Origin of the sequence: Rhodococcus sp. NPDC056960, assembly GCF_042674125.1 — a bacterium.
Classification (GTDB): Bacteria; Actinomycetota; Actinomycetes; order Mycobacteriales; family Mycobacteriaceae; genus Rhodococcus_F.
In genome coordinates, this window is sequence record NZ_JBHURF010000019.1 from 113,646 (window position 1) to 125,952 (window position 12,307).

Annotated in this window: 12 protein-coding genes; all 12 read right to left on the bottom strand. The window is 68.6% G+C overall.

The window, feature by feature from the left end; genetic code table 11:
* Positions 1-64 precede the first annotated feature (64 nt).
* The 12 genes from rpsG to ACFTWF_RS28290 all read right to left on the bottom strand — a co-directional run bounded on the left by rpsG (position 65) and on the right by ACFTWF_RS28290 (position 12,249).
* Positions 65-535, bottom strand: coding sequence for a 30S ribosomal protein S7 (rpsG, locus tag ACFTWF_RS28235; protein ID WP_005252199.1), 471 nt, complete (start codon positions 533-535; stop codon positions 65-67).
* Positions 535-909 carry a 30S ribosomal protein S12 gene (gene rpsL / locus ACFTWF_RS28240; protein ID WP_005252198.1) on the bottom strand — a complete coding sequence of 125 codons (375 nt, stop codon included), beginning with the start codon at positions 907-909 and terminating at the stop codon, positions 535-537. The genes rpsG and rpsL overlap by 1 nt, the downstream gene beginning before the upstream one ends.
* Before the next feature lie 362 nt (positions 910-1,271).
* Entirely contained in the window at positions 1,272-1,811 is a 540-nt protein-coding gene (locus ACFTWF_RS28245; RefSeq protein WP_378464444.1) for a DUF3558 domain-containing protein, read from the bottom strand.
* A gap of 11 nt (positions 1,812-1,822) precedes the next feature.
* Entirely contained in the window at positions 1,823-2,347 is a 525-nt protein-coding gene (locus ACFTWF_RS28250; RefSeq protein WP_185725104.1) for a DUF3558 domain-containing protein, read from the bottom strand.
* A 38-nt stretch (positions 2,348-2,385) separates the two neighbouring features.
* Positions 2,386-2,979, bottom strand: a complete 594-nt coding sequence (locus ACFTWF_RS28255) for a TetR/AcrR family transcriptional regulator (RefSeq protein WP_378464445.1) — start codon at positions 2,977-2,979, stop codon at positions 2,386-2,388.
* 60 nt (positions 2,980-3,039) lie between these two features.
* Positions 3,040-3,840, bottom strand: a complete 801-nt coding sequence (locus ACFTWF_RS28260) for an enoyl-CoA hydratase family protein (protein ID WP_378464446.1) — start codon at positions 3,838-3,840, stop codon at positions 3,040-3,042.
* Positions 3,840-5,030 carry an acyl-CoA dehydrogenase family protein gene (locus ACFTWF_RS28265; protein WP_378464447.1) on the bottom strand — a complete coding sequence of 397 codons (1,191 nt, stop codon included), beginning with the start codon at positions 5,028-5,030 and terminating at the stop codon, positions 3,840-3,842. Before ACFTWF_RS28265 ends, ACFTWF_RS28260 begins: the two co-directional genes overlap by 1 nt.
* The gene (locus ACFTWF_RS28270) at positions 5,027-7,006 is read right to left on the bottom strand and encodes an acetyl/propionyl/methylcrotonyl-CoA carboxylase subunit alpha (RefSeq protein ID WP_378464448.1); all 1,980 of its coding nucleotides are present in this window, start codon (positions 7,004-7,006) and stop codon (positions 5,027-5,029) included. Before ACFTWF_RS28270 ends, ACFTWF_RS28265 begins: the two co-directional genes overlap by 4 nt.
* Positions 7,007-7,014: 8 nt before the next feature.
* Positions 7,015-8,613, bottom strand: coding sequence for an acyl-CoA carboxylase subunit beta (locus tag ACFTWF_RS28275; RefSeq protein WP_378464449.1), 1,599 nt, complete (start codon positions 8,611-8,613; stop codon positions 7,015-7,017).
* Entirely contained in the window at positions 8,610-9,758 is a 1,149-nt protein-coding gene (locus ACFTWF_RS28280) for an acyl-CoA dehydrogenase family protein (protein WP_378464450.1), read from the bottom strand. The genes ACFTWF_RS28275 and ACFTWF_RS28280 overlap by 4 nt, the downstream gene beginning before the upstream one ends.
* Positions 9,755-11,461: an acyclic terpene utilization AtuA family protein gene (locus ACFTWF_RS28285; protein ID WP_378464451.1), complete on the bottom strand. Its 1,707-nt coding sequence runs from the start codon at positions 11,459-11,461 to the stop codon at positions 9,755-9,757. The genes ACFTWF_RS28280 and ACFTWF_RS28285 overlap by 4 nt, the downstream gene beginning before the upstream one ends.
* Positions 11,458-12,249 carry a TIGR03084 family metal-binding protein gene (locus tag ACFTWF_RS28290; RefSeq protein WP_378464452.1) on the bottom strand — a complete coding sequence of 264 codons (792 nt, stop codon included), beginning with the start codon at positions 12,247-12,249 and terminating at the stop codon, positions 11,458-11,460. Before ACFTWF_RS28290 ends, ACFTWF_RS28285 begins: the two co-directional genes overlap by 4 nt.
* Positions 12,250-12,307: the final 58 nt, after the last annotated feature.

A 12,307-nucleotide genomic window follows, 5' to 3' on the forward strand; every position in this document is an offset into this window, starting at 1 on the left:
CGGTAGGGGCCCGACGTGCGACGACGCCGGAGCAGTCACGGTAGGTGACTGCTCCGACGTGACGTCACCAGCGGTAGTGGGCGAATGCCTTGTTGGCTTCGGCCATCTTGTGAGTGTCCTCACGACGCTTCACAGCGGCGCCGAGGCCGTTGCTGGCGTCGAGGAGCTCGTTGGCGAGACGCTCGACCATCGTCTTCTCACGGCGCTGCCGGGAGAAGGTCACCAGCCAGCGCAGCGCGAGGGTGGTGGAACGGCCCGGACGGACCTCGACCGGCACCTGGTAGGTGGCGCCACCGACACGGCGGCTGCGGACCTCGAGGGCAGGCTTGACGTTGTCCAGTGCGCGCTTGAGGGTGACGACCGGATCGGTGCCGGTCTTCTCGCGCGCCTGCTCGAGCGCTTCGTAGACGATGCGCTCGGCGGTGGACTTCTTGCCGTCCAGCAGGATCTTGTTGACGAGCTGCGTCACCAGGGGCGAACCGTAGACCGGGTCGTTGATGAGCGGACGCTTCGGAGCGGGGCCCTTACGTGGCATTAGCTCTTCTCCTTCTTGGCGCCGTAGCGGCTGCGGGCCTGCTTGCGACCCTTGACACCCTGGGTGTCGAGGGAGCCGCGGATGATCTTGTAGCGCACACCCGGGAGGTCCTTCACACGACCACCGCGAACGAGCACCATCGAGTGCTCCTGCAGGTTGTGGCCCTCACCCGGGATGTAAGCGGTGACCTCGACGGAGCTGGTCAAGCGCACACGCGCGACCTTACGGAGCGCCGAGTTCGGCTTCTTCGGGGTGGTGGTGTACACGCGGGTGCACACGCCACGGCGCTGCGGGCTGCCCTTGAGGGCTGCCGTCTTGACCTTCGCGGTCTTGTCGCGGCGGCCCTTGCGGACCAGCTGGTTGATGGTTGGCATTTACCGGCTTTCTTCGTGTTGAACAGACTGCTCTGGACAAGCAACCTTGGCTGTTCTGAAATTAGGGATCTAGCAGTTGGGGCAAGAGAGCTGCTGCCCCTCACCCGCTCCTCGAGCTGCACCCGAGGTCGGGTGTGTCGCATACCCCCACACAGGCAGCCGGATGCTCGTTCCATGCAGAAATCTGCACGAACGCGCGCACGGCAATACCTCGCTAGGCACACAGATCGGCCCGGGCATGCCGGACACGACCCACAACGATACCCGGCGGCGCGCCGGAAGGTCAAAGTGGGCTGGCAATGGTAAGGGCTGACCTGCACTGTGGGGTACTACGTGGAGCTGTCGGTACGGGCACGGGCACATCAACTACTCAGATTGAGCGTCAGATCCGCAAGCGTCGACGCCGCTTTGCAGGGATCTGCCGCCCCCGCCGTGAACTGTACCCACCAGCCGACGACGCCCGCGGAGGGCGATCCGACCGTCACGCCGCACGCCCCCGGATCGTCCGGAGGCCGCATCACGACGGCCCTGCGACCCTGGATGGTCGACGACTCCACGGTGTAGCCCAGCTTCTCGCCGGTCGACTTCTCCGTGTCGAGTGAGCCCGTCTCGAACCAGTTGAACGTCACCTTCACCGGGCCGCTCGCACCGACGGCGTCCCAGCGGCAGATCGCGCCGAAGAATCCCCGCTGGATGGCGTCGGCACCGACGGTCTGGACGATCTGTTCGTCCGTGACCGCGTTGCACTCCTCGAGCAGGGCCGTGAACTTTTCGGTGTCGCCGGACGACGACGCCCCCTCCGCTTTCGGTGAGCCCTCGATCGACGACCCGCATCCCGCGATCAGCCCGACCGCGGTGGCCGCGATCAGCACGCGCGCGGCACGCCATGTTCCACCGCTCATCGCTCCCCCGCTCACTTGGCCCTCGACACGTTGAGTTCGGCGAGACTCCGCGCCACCGTGCACGGGTCCGCGGCGGGTTGCGCATCGGCGTACATCACCGACCAGTGCACGAAGTCGCCCCCGAATTCCACACCGAGTTCACACAGAATTCCCTGGGACGACGCCATGAATCCGGGGTGTCCCTGGACGTCGATGTCGGTGGCCGGACGACCGATCAGTTCCGAGCCCGCACGCTCCCGGCCGATGGGACTGCCGCGGTACCAGGAGAACGTCACGCTGGGACCGCCGATTCCCGCGGTCTCCCATTCGCAGCCGACGGAATTGCGCGTCACCCCGGTGAAGGGAGGCATCCCGAACGCCTTCGCCACCTCGTCGTCGGTGACCGAGCCGCACTGCCCGAAGAACGGGCCCGGATCCGTCACCTGCTGGGGTGCCTGCGCGGCCGGATCGGTCCCGGAATCGTCGCCATTTCCCCCACAGCCGGCCAGACCGGCCGCGACGGTGATCAGGACGAGCGCTCCCCATATCCGGCCCATGGTCGGTGACTCTACCGATCCTCGCGTTCTTTGCCCGGTCAGTCGCGGACGGCCGCGTCCAACTGCGCCGCCCACTGCCGCACGATGTCCGCCCGTCGTTTGGAGTCGTCCGTGAGCACGTCCGCCAGGCCGAGTCCCCGCGCGAGGTCCAGGGTGGCCTGGACCAGTCGGTGCGCCACCGGGTCGGTGTCGTCGAACCCGAAATGTTCGACCGCGGTGCGGTGCGCGATCCTGCCGAACCGTTCCTCGAGCGGCACGATCCGGGCACGGAGTTCAGGGTCCGCGGCGGCGGCCGTCCACACCTGCAGTGCCGCCTTGAAGAGGGTTCCCGTGTAGTAGTCGACGAGCCGCGACACCACCGCTTCGGTGCGTCCCTCCCCGCTCGGCAGGTCGGTGGCCTCGCGCCGGGCCTGCTCCATCCGGGCGTCGAACATGACCTCGAGCGCGGCGGTGATGAGGTCTTCGCGGGTGGGGAAATGGTGCTGGGTGGCGCCGCGGGACACTCCGGCGCGCTGGGCGACGAGGCTGACCGTAGTGGCACCCCAGCCGAGTTCGGCGAGGCAGTCGATGGTGACCTCGAGGAGGTGCCTGCGCGTGACCCGGCTACGGTCCTGCTTCGGTTCGCGGGTCATGTGTCACCTTCCTCTCGTCGCGCGGCGCGCCCGTGCGTGGTCGGCGAGTCCTGGGACTCGTCAACCACGCACGGGGCCGGAGGCCCATCTCGGCGGGCGCTTCTGCAGAAACGCCATCATGCCTTCCCGCGCCTCCTCGGATTCGAACAGCCTCGCCGATTGGGCGGTCAGCTCGTCCGTGTACCGGTCGAAGTCGGCGAGAACAGCGCGCGTCGTGAGGGTCTTCGACTCGGCCAGTCCCTGCGGGGATGCCTGCCGCAACTGGTCGAGCAGTTCCGCGACGGTGTCCTCGGGATCCTGAGAGGACTCGCTGATCAGTCCGATCGCCTCCGCCTCGTGGGCGCCGAACTTCTCGCCGGTGAGGAGGTAGCGGCTCGCGGCGCGCGAATCGATGCGGGGCAGCACTGTCAGGGAAATGATCGACGCGGCGAGTCCGAGCCGGACCTCGGTGAGCGCGAACGTGCTGCGCGGGCCGGCGACGGCGATGTCGCAGGCCCCGACGAGGCCCATGCCCCCGGCTCGGACGTGACCGTCGATCCGGGCGATCACCGGCTTGGGCAGTTCGACGATGGCCCGCAGCAGGTCGGCCATCTGCCGGGTCCGCGAGCCGACGTCGCCGGACGTCTCGCTCAGATCGGCCCCGGCGCAGAACGTGCCGCCCGTGTGGGTGAGGACGACGCCGCGGACGTCGTTGTCCGCGGCGGCGTCCCGCAATCCCTGCAGCAGTTCGCCCACGAGCCTGCCGGAGATCGCGTTCCTGTTGTGCGGCGAGTTGAGGGTGAGTGTGGCGAACCCCCGGTCCACCTCGTACCGGACGTACCGGTCGGCTTCCACGTCGGTCATGTGCTGTCCGTTCGACATCAGTACGACTTCGGCAACCCGAGCGAATGCTGGGACACGAAATTGAGGACCATTTCCCGGCTCACCGGCGCGACGCGGGCGATGCGCGCCGCACCGAGCATCGCCGCGAGACCGTATTCCTTGGTCAGGCCTGCGCCACCGTGCGTCTGCACGGCCTGGTCGAGTGCCTTGATGCTGGCCTCGGCGGCGGCGTACTTGGCCATGTTGGCGGCCTCGGCGGCGCCGAAGTCGTCGCCGCTGTCGTAGAGGACGGCCGCCTTCTGCATCATCAGCTTGGCGAGTTCGAGTTCGATCTTGATCTGTGCGAGCGGATGCGAGATCCCCTGGTGCGCTCCGATCGGCTCCTTCCACACCGTGCGCTCCTTCGCGAACCGCACCGCGGCGTCCAGCGCGTAGCGGCCCATGCCGATCGCCATCGCGGCGCCGAGGATGCGTTCGGGATTCAGACCCGCGAACAGCTGCATCAGCGCCGCGTCGGCCTCGCCGACGAGTGCGTCGGCGGGCAGCCGGACGTCGTCGAGGAACAGCATGAACTGGTGGTCGGGCTCGACGATGTCCATCTCCATCGGCGTCTTCACGAAGTTCTCCGCGTCGGTCGGGACGATGAACAGCGCCGGCTTCAGCTTGCCGGTCTTCGAGTCCTCGGTCCGCGCGACGATCAGGACGGCGTCGGACTGGTCGACCCCGGAGATGTAGATCTTGTTCCCCGTCAGCAGCCAGTCCTCGGCTTGACCATTACCCCTCGCTTCGCTCGACCGGACCCGACGAGCGGTGGTCGTGATCTGGTGCGAGTTCGAACCCGCGTCGGCCTCGGTGATCCCGAACGCCATGATCTTCGATCCGTCGGCGAGGCCGGGCAGCCACGTCTGCTTCTGTTCCTCGGTGCCGTACTTGCCGATGATCGTGCCGCAGATGGCCGGGGACACGACCACCAGCAGAAGGCCGGCGCCGTGGGCGGCGAGTTCTTCCTGGACGAGGGCCAGTTCGTAGATGCCCGCGCCCCCACCCCCGAATTCCTCGGGAAGGTTGACGCCGAGGAAGCCGAGTTTGCCTGCCTCGTTCCACAATTCGGTGAGCGGTTCGCCGCGCCGCGCCCGGGGCAGCACGTAGTCGACGTAGTTGAAGCGCTCTCCGAGCCTCGACACGGAGGCGCGGAGTTCCTTCTGTTCTTCGGTTTCGATGAAGCTCATGATTCTCCTTCTGCCTGCGCTGCTTCGACCACTGCCAGGACCGTTCCCACGTCGACCTGCTGACCGGCGGTCACGGAAAGTTCGGTGAGGACACCGGATGCCGGTGCCTTGATCGTGTGTTCCATCTTCATCGCCTCGAGCCAGACGATCGGCTGACCGGCGATCACGGAATCGCCGGCCTCGGCGCCGACGCGGATCACGGATCCGGGCATCGGCGCGAGCAGCGACCCCTCGGCGACGACGGCACTCGGATCGGTGAATCGCGGTGCCGCGTGCAGGCTCACCGGGCCCAGGGCGGAGTCGACGAACACGTCGTCCCCGTACCGGGACACCGCGAACGAGCGGCGCAGCCCCGCGACGTCCAGGATGACGTGCCGCGCCGTGGCCGACACGAGCGAGACGTCGTCGAAACGCTCGGCTGTGAGCCCGTACCGGGTGTGCAGGTACCGGATCTCGATGTCGCCACCCGTGCCCGTGAACGTTCTGGTCTGCGGCGCGGACGCCAGGTTCCGCCATCCGCTGGGCAGCGACCTGTTCACCGTCGCGACGTCGCGGTTGTGCGCGGCGTCGGCGACCGCGGCGGCCAGCGCCGACAGTCGCTCGGTCTCCGCCGAGGCCAGGGGCTGCGCCAGCACGTCCAGCCCGTGGGTGTCGAAGAAGGCGGTGTCCGTGTCTCCCGCCAGAAATGCCGGGTGACGGAGGACGTTGACGAGGAGGTCGCGGTTGGTGCGCAGTCCGTGGATCTGTGCACGGCTCAACGCGGCGGCCAGCCCGGCCGCGGCCTGCGTGCGGGTCGGCGCGAACGAGATGACCTTCGCCAGCATCGGGTCGTAGTGGACGCCGACGGCCGATCCGTCGACCACCCCGGAGTCCAGCCGGATCCCCGGGGAGCGGAGAACCTCGAATTCGACCGCACTGCCCGGCAATTCGAGGTGGTGGACCGGCCCACTCTGCGGCTGCCAGTTCTGCGCGGGATCCTCCGCGTACAACCGGACCTCGATGGAGTGGCCGGACACCGCAGGCGGTGTGGCGTCCAGCGCCAGCCCGTTCGCGACCTGCAGCTGCAGGTCCACGAGATCGAGGCCGGTGGTGCATTCGGTGACGGGATGCTCGACCTGCAGGCGGGTGTTCATCTCCAGGAAGTAGAAGTCACCCGCATGGTCGGCCAGGAACTCGACGGTGCCCGCGCCCTCGTAGTCGATGGCCTTCGCCGCGAGCCGGGCCGCCTCGAACAGCCGCTCACGCATCCCGGGGACGGCCTCGGCCAACGGTGACGGCGCCTCCTCCACCACCTTCTGGTGCCGACGCTGGATGGAGCATTCCCGCTCACCCACCGCCCACACGGTTCCGTGCCGGTCGGCCATCACCTGGACCTCGATGTGCCTGCCCGTCTCCAGGTACCGCTCGCAGAACACGGTCGGGTCGCCGAATGCCGATTGCGCTTCGCGGCGGGCGCCTTCCAGCTGACCGGGCAGGTCCGCGAGGGTCCGCACGACGCGCATGCCGCGTCCGCCGCCGCCCGCGGAGGCCTTGACGAGCACCGGCAGATCGGCTTCGGTGACGGAGTCCGGGTCGAGTTCCGCGAGCACCGGAACCCCGGCGGCGGCCATCATCTTCTTGGACTCGACCTTGGAACCCATCATCTCGATGGCGGGCGCGGGCGGCCCGATCCACGTCAGTCCCGCGTCGTGAACGGCGCGCGCGAAAGCCGCATTCTCGGAGAGGAACCCGTAGCCGGGGTGGATCGCGTCGGCACCGGCGAGCAGCGCCGCCTCGACGACGAGGTCGCCGCGCAGGTAGGTGTCGCCGGGACTGTTGCCCGGCAGCCGGACCGCGGCGTCGGCCTCGCCGACGTGCGGGCTGCGGGCGTCGGCGTCCGAGAATACGGCGACGGTGCCGACGCCTGCTCGGCGGCAGGTGGCGAAGACGCGGCGGGCGATCTCACCGCGGTTGGCGACCAGTACGGACTGGATCATGTAGGGCCTCACATCCGGAAGACGCCGAAGTTCGCGGCGCCTTCGATCGGGGCGTTGGCAATGGCCGACAGGCACATTCCCACCACGGTTCGGGTGTCGCGCGGGTCGATCACGCCGTCGTCGTAGAGGCGACCGGACAGGAACATCGGCACCGATTCCGCCTCGATCTGGTTCTCGATCATCGCGCGCATGCCGGCGTCGGCCTCTTCGTCGAAGGCCTGCCCGCGGGCCTCGGCGGAGGCGCGGCTGACGATGGAGATGACGCCGGCCAGCTGCGCCCCGCCCATGACGGCGGATTTGGAACTGGGCCAGGCGAAGAGGAAGCGCGGATCGAACGCCCGCCCGCACATGCCGTAGTGGCCGGCGCCGTAGGACGCGCCGAGCAGGATCGAGATGTGCGGGACGGTGGAGTTGGAGACGGCATTGATCATCATCGATCCGTGCTTGATCATCCCGCCCTCCTCGTACTCCTTGCCCACCATGTATCCGGTCGTGTTGTGCAGGAACAACAGTGGGGTGTTCGAGCGGTTGGCGAGCTGGATGAACTGGGTGGCCTTCTGCGATTCCTCGCTGAACAGCACGCCACGTGCGTTGGCGAGGATACCGACGGGATATCCGTGCAGCTCGGCCCAGCCGGTGACGAGCGACGAACCGTACATCGGCTTGAACTCGTCGAAATCGGAGCCGTCGACGATGCGGGCGATGACCTCGCGGGGATCGAACGGGATCTTGAGATCGGCGGGAACGATGCCGAGCAGTTCCTCGGGGTCCTCGAGCGGTTCGATGACATCGGCCCGGGGCGCCGGCCCCTGCTTCTTCCAGTTCAGGCGCTTGACGATGCTGCGCCCGATCCGGATGGCGTCCTGCTCGTCGACGGCGAAGTAGTCGGCGAGACCGGACTTGCGGGCATGCATCTCGGCGCCGCCGAGGGTCTCGTCGTCGGACTCCTCACCGGTGGCCATCTTGACCAGCGGCGGTCCGGCGAGGAACACCTTGGACCGTTCCTTGATCATGACGACGTGATCGGACATGCCCGGGATGTAGGCGCCGCCCGCCGTCGAGTTGCCGAAGACGAGGGCGATGGTCGGGATGCCCGCGGCGGAGAGCTGGGTGAGGTCGCGGAACATGCGGCCGCCGGGAATGAACACCTCCTTCTGCGTCGGAAGGTCCGCGCCGCCGGATTCGACGAGGGAGATGACGGGAAGCCGGTTCTGCCGGGCGACGTCGTTGGCACGGAACCCCTTCCGCAGTGTCCACGGATTGCTGGTGCCGCCCCGCACCGTCGGATCGTTGGCGACGATCAGGCACTCGACGCCCTCGACCACCCCGATACCCACGACGGTGCTGGCGCCGACCGGGAAATCGCTGCCCCACGCCGCGAGCGGGCACAGTTCCAGGAACGGCGAATCCTGATCGAGGAGCAGTTCGATGCGTTCGCGGGCGAGGAGCTTGCCGCGTTTCTTGTGCCGCTCGGTGTACTTCTCGCCGCCGCCCGCGAGGGCCTTGGCGTGCTCGGTGTCGATTTCGGCGAGCTTCTCCGTCATGGCCTTCGCCGCGGCGGCATACTCTTCCGAGCCGGTGTCCAGGCCGGATTTCAACGTGGTCATGACTGATACCCCAATCGCTTGGCCGCGAGCCCCGTCAGGATCTCGGTGGTCCCGCCACCGATTCCGAGGATGCGCATGTCGCGGTACTGCCGTTCCACTTCGCATTCCCGCATGTAGCCGAGTCCGCCGAACAGTTGAACGGCCTGGTTGGCCACCCACTCGCCGGCCTCGACCGCGGTGTTCTTCGCGAAGCAGACCTCCGCGATGAAGTCCTCGTTCGAGACGAGCGACCGTTCCACCAGTGCCCTGGTGTAGACGCGGGCCACGTCCGTTCGGCGTGCCATGTCGGTGACCGTGTTCTGCACCGACTGCCTGCTGATCAGCGGGCGGCCGAACGTCTCGCGGTCGCGCACCCACTGCAAGGTCAGGTCGAGGCACCGCTGCGCGCTCGAATACGCCTGCGCGGCGAGGGCGATGCGCTCGGTGAGGAACGCCTGGGCGATCTGTGCGAATCCGCTGTTCTCCTCGCCGACCAGGTTGGCCACCGGCACGCGTGCGTCGACGAACGACAGCTCGGCGGTATCGGACGCCCGCCAGCCCATCTTGTCGAGTTTGCGGGCCACCTCGAATCCCGGTGTGCCCTTCTCGATCACGAGGAGGGAGACCCCGGATGCCCCGGGACCTCCGGTGCGGACGGCGGTGACCACGAAGTCGGCGCGGACGGCGGACGTGATGAACGTCTTGGACCCGTTGACGACGAAGTGGTCGCCGTCGCGGACCGCGGTGGTCCGCAGGTGGCCGACGTCGGAACCGCCGCCGGGTTCGGTGATGGCGAGCGAGCCGATGAGCTCGCCGCGCAGGGTGGGGCGGACCCACTTCTCGATCTGCTCGGGGTCACCGGCCGCGGCGAGGTGCGGCAGGGCGATGCCCGAGGTGAACAGGGAGGCGAACACGCCGCCCGACGCACCGGCCTGGTGGAATTCCTCGCAGATCAGCACCGCGTCGACGAGGTCTCCGCCCTCGCCGCCGACGGATTCGGGGAAACCCGCACCGAGGAGACCGAGTTCGGCGGCCTCACGGTGCAGCGTGCGGGGCAGTTCGCCGTCGCGCTCCCACTCGTCCAGGTTGGGCAGTATCTGTCGTTCGACGAAGCTGCGCACCGTCTTGCGCAGTTCCTGCCGTTCGGGTGTATCCCACACGCTCACAACGGTGTCCCTTCGGGGAGGAGTGAAGCCGGTATGTCGAGGTGCCGGGATCTCAGCCATTCGCCGAGCCCCTTGGCCTGCGGGTCGAATCGGGCCTGGGACGCGACGCCCTGCCCGAGGATGCCCTCGATCACGAAGTTGACGGCCCGCAGTTTCGGCAGCATGTACCTCGTGACGGTGAGATCGGCGGCCTCCGGGAGGAGCCGCTTCACCTCGTCGACGGTCAGGGCGTGGGCCAGCCACCGCCACTGCTCGTCGGTGCGCACCCACACACCGACGTTCGCGTTGCCGCCCTTGTCGCCGCTGCGCGCGCCGGCGACGGTCCCGAGCGCCACCCGGACCGTGGGTTCGGCGGCACGCGGTTCCGGCAGCGCCGGCTCGGCGACGTCGTCGAGTTCCCGGACGTCGGCGGCGGGTTCGATGTCGACGCGCGTGCCGTCCGGCAGCACCGCGACGTGCGGTACCTCCTTGGCGTACACGTAGCCGGGGGTGAACACCCCGTAGGGCTGACCCTGCCCGGGCGGTGCCGTCAGGGTGAAACCGGGGTAGCTCGCCAATGCCATTTCGACTGCGACGGAGGAGAATCCACGCCCGACGGCGTTGGCGTCGGAGTCCCGGACCACGCAGCGCAGCAGCGCGCTCGCGGCCTCCTCGGTGTCGGCGTCCGGGTGGTCGGTGCGGGCGAGCGACCAGTCGAGTTCGGCAGGCCTGACGGGCAGCCAGCCTTCGAGCTGCCGCTTCACCAGCGCCGCCTTGGCCTCGATGTCGAGGCCGGTCAGCACGAACACGGCCTCGTTGCGGAAGCCCGCGAGCGTGTTCAGCGACACCTTGAGCTGCGGCGGCGGCGCCTCCCCGGTGACGCCGCTGATCCGGACCCGGTCCGGGCCGTCCTGCGACAGTGCGGCCGAGTCGATCCGCGCGGTCACGTCGGGACCGGCGTAGCGGCCACCGGTGATCTCGTACAGCAATTGCGCGGTGACGGTGCCGACGTTCACCGCGCCCCCGGTCCCGGGGTGCTTGGTGATGACGGACGATCCGTCCGCGTCGATCTCCGCGATCGGGAATCCGGGGCGGTCGAGGTCGTCGATCTCGGTGAAGAACGCGTAGTTGCCGCCCGTCGCCTGGGTGCCGCATTCGATGACGTGCCCGGCCACCACGGCACCGGCGAGCTGGTCGAAAGCGTCTCGCTGCCAGCCGAAGTGCGCGGCCGCCGGGCCCACGATCACGGACGCGTCGGTGACCCGCCCGGTGACGACGACGTCGGCTCCGGCGTTCAGACATTCGACGATGCCCCACGCCCCGAGGTAGGCGTTCGCGGTCAGCGGACTGCCCAGCCCCAGTTCGGCGGCCCGGCCGATCAGGTCGTCGCCCTCGACGTGGGCGATCGTCGCCGACAGCCCCAACTTGTCGTTCACCTCCCGCAACGCGTCCGCGAGACCGGCCGGGTTGAGACCGCCCGCGTTCGCGACGATGCGGACACCGCGGTCCAGGGCGAGCCCGAGGCAGTCCTCCGCCTGACGGAGGAACGTCTTGGCGTAGCCGCGGTTCGGATCCTTCATGCGGTCGCGGCCGAGGATCAGCATGGTGAGTTCGGCGAGGTAGTCGCCGGTCAGGTAGTCGAGTTCGCCGCCGTCGAGCATTTCGCGCATCGCCGACAGCCGGTCGCCATAGAAGCCCGAACAGTTGCCGATCCGCACGGTCATCGGGTTCCCGCCTCACGGCCGCCGCCCGCAGGGCCCGCGAAGGCCTGCGCGATGTTCAGCCACGCGTTCGCGTCCGCGCCGGTGGCCTCGAGGGCGAGGTCGGCACGGTTCGCGCGCTGGGTGACGAGGAGGCAGAAGTCCTCGGCGGGGCCGGTGACCTTCTGTGCGGCGTCCTCGGGACCCCACGTCCAGACGGATACGCCGTCGGGGGCGATGAGTTCAACCCGGAATTCTTCGGTCGGGGGCGCGAGTTCGTTGACGGCGTAGGCGAAGTCGCGGGTGCGGACCCCCAGGTGGGCGATGCTCTTCAACCGATCGGTGGGTTTGCGGGGCACCGACAGCGCGTCGGCGACGTCCTGGCCGTGCGCCCACGTCTCCATCAGCCGGGCGGTGGCCATCGACGCCGCCTTCATCGGCGGCCCGTACCAGAGGATCTTCTGCCTTGGCGGTACCGCGAGGAGTGCGTCCGCGAGTCTGTTGCGGGCCGAGCGCCACGCCGCGAGCAGTTCCGCGGGTTCCCTGCGGGCGTGCTCCGCGGCGCCGGCGTCGACGAAGCCGCCGGGGTTCGAGGCGGCCACCGTCAGTTGCTCGGTGAAACCGTCGGGGTCGGTGATCGCGAGCAGGGCGGCCTCGTCGGTCCAGAGCAGATGTCCGATCTGGTGGGCGATGGTCCAGCCCTCGGCCGGTGTCGGGTCGGCCCAGCGGGAGTCGGGGAGGTCGGCGACCAGGGCGTCCAGCGAATCGCTCTCGGCGCACAAGTCATCGATGAACCTCTGCAGTTCAGCCATGCGACCAGCATCACACCGGCCCGAGAAAAAAGCAAGCACGACTGATTGTTATTCGTTC

Coding starts and splice junctions, on each gene's coding strand:
- ACFTWF_RS28275 (WP_378464449.1), bottom strand. CDS start 8,613: ATGACCACGTTGAAATCCGGCCTGGACACCGGCTCGGAAGAGTATGCC.
- ACFTWF_RS28290 (WP_378464452.1), bottom strand. CDS start 12,249: ATGGCTGAACTGCAGAGGTTCATCGATGACTTGTGCGCCGAGAGCGAT.
- ACFTWF_RS28285 (WP_378464451.1), bottom strand. CDS start 11,461: ATGACCGTGCGGATCGGCAACTGTTCGGGCTTCTATGGCGACCGGCTG.
- rpsL (WP_005252198.1), bottom strand. CDS start 909: ATGCCAACCATCAACCAGCTGGTCCGCAAGGGCCGCCGCGACAAGACC.
- ACFTWF_RS28255 (WP_378464445.1), bottom strand. CDS start 2,979: ATGACCCGCGAACCGAAGCAGGACCGTAGCCGGGTCACGCGCAGGCAC.
- ACFTWF_RS28260 (WP_378464446.1), bottom strand. CDS start 3,840: ATGTCGAACGGACAGCACATGACCGACGTGGAAGCCGACCGGTACGTC.
- ACFTWF_RS28265 (WP_378464447.1), bottom strand. CDS start 5,030: ATGAGCTTCATCGAAACCGAAGAACAGAAGGAACTCCGCGCCTCCGTG.
- ACFTWF_RS28250 (WP_185725104.1), bottom strand. CDS start 2,347: ATGGGCCGGATATGGGGAGCGCTCGTCCTGATCACCGTCGCGGCCGGT.
- ACFTWF_RS28245 (WP_378464444.1), bottom strand. CDS start 1,811: ATGAGCGGTGGAACATGGCGTGCCGCGCGCGTGCTGATCGCGGCCACC.
- rpsG (WP_005252199.1), bottom strand. CDS start 535: ATGCCACGTAAGGGCCCCGCTCCGAAGCGTCCGCTCATCAACGACCCG.
- ACFTWF_RS28270 (WP_378464448.1), bottom strand. CDS start 7,006: ATGATCCAGTCCGTACTGGTCGCCAACCGCGGTGAGATCGCCCGCCGC.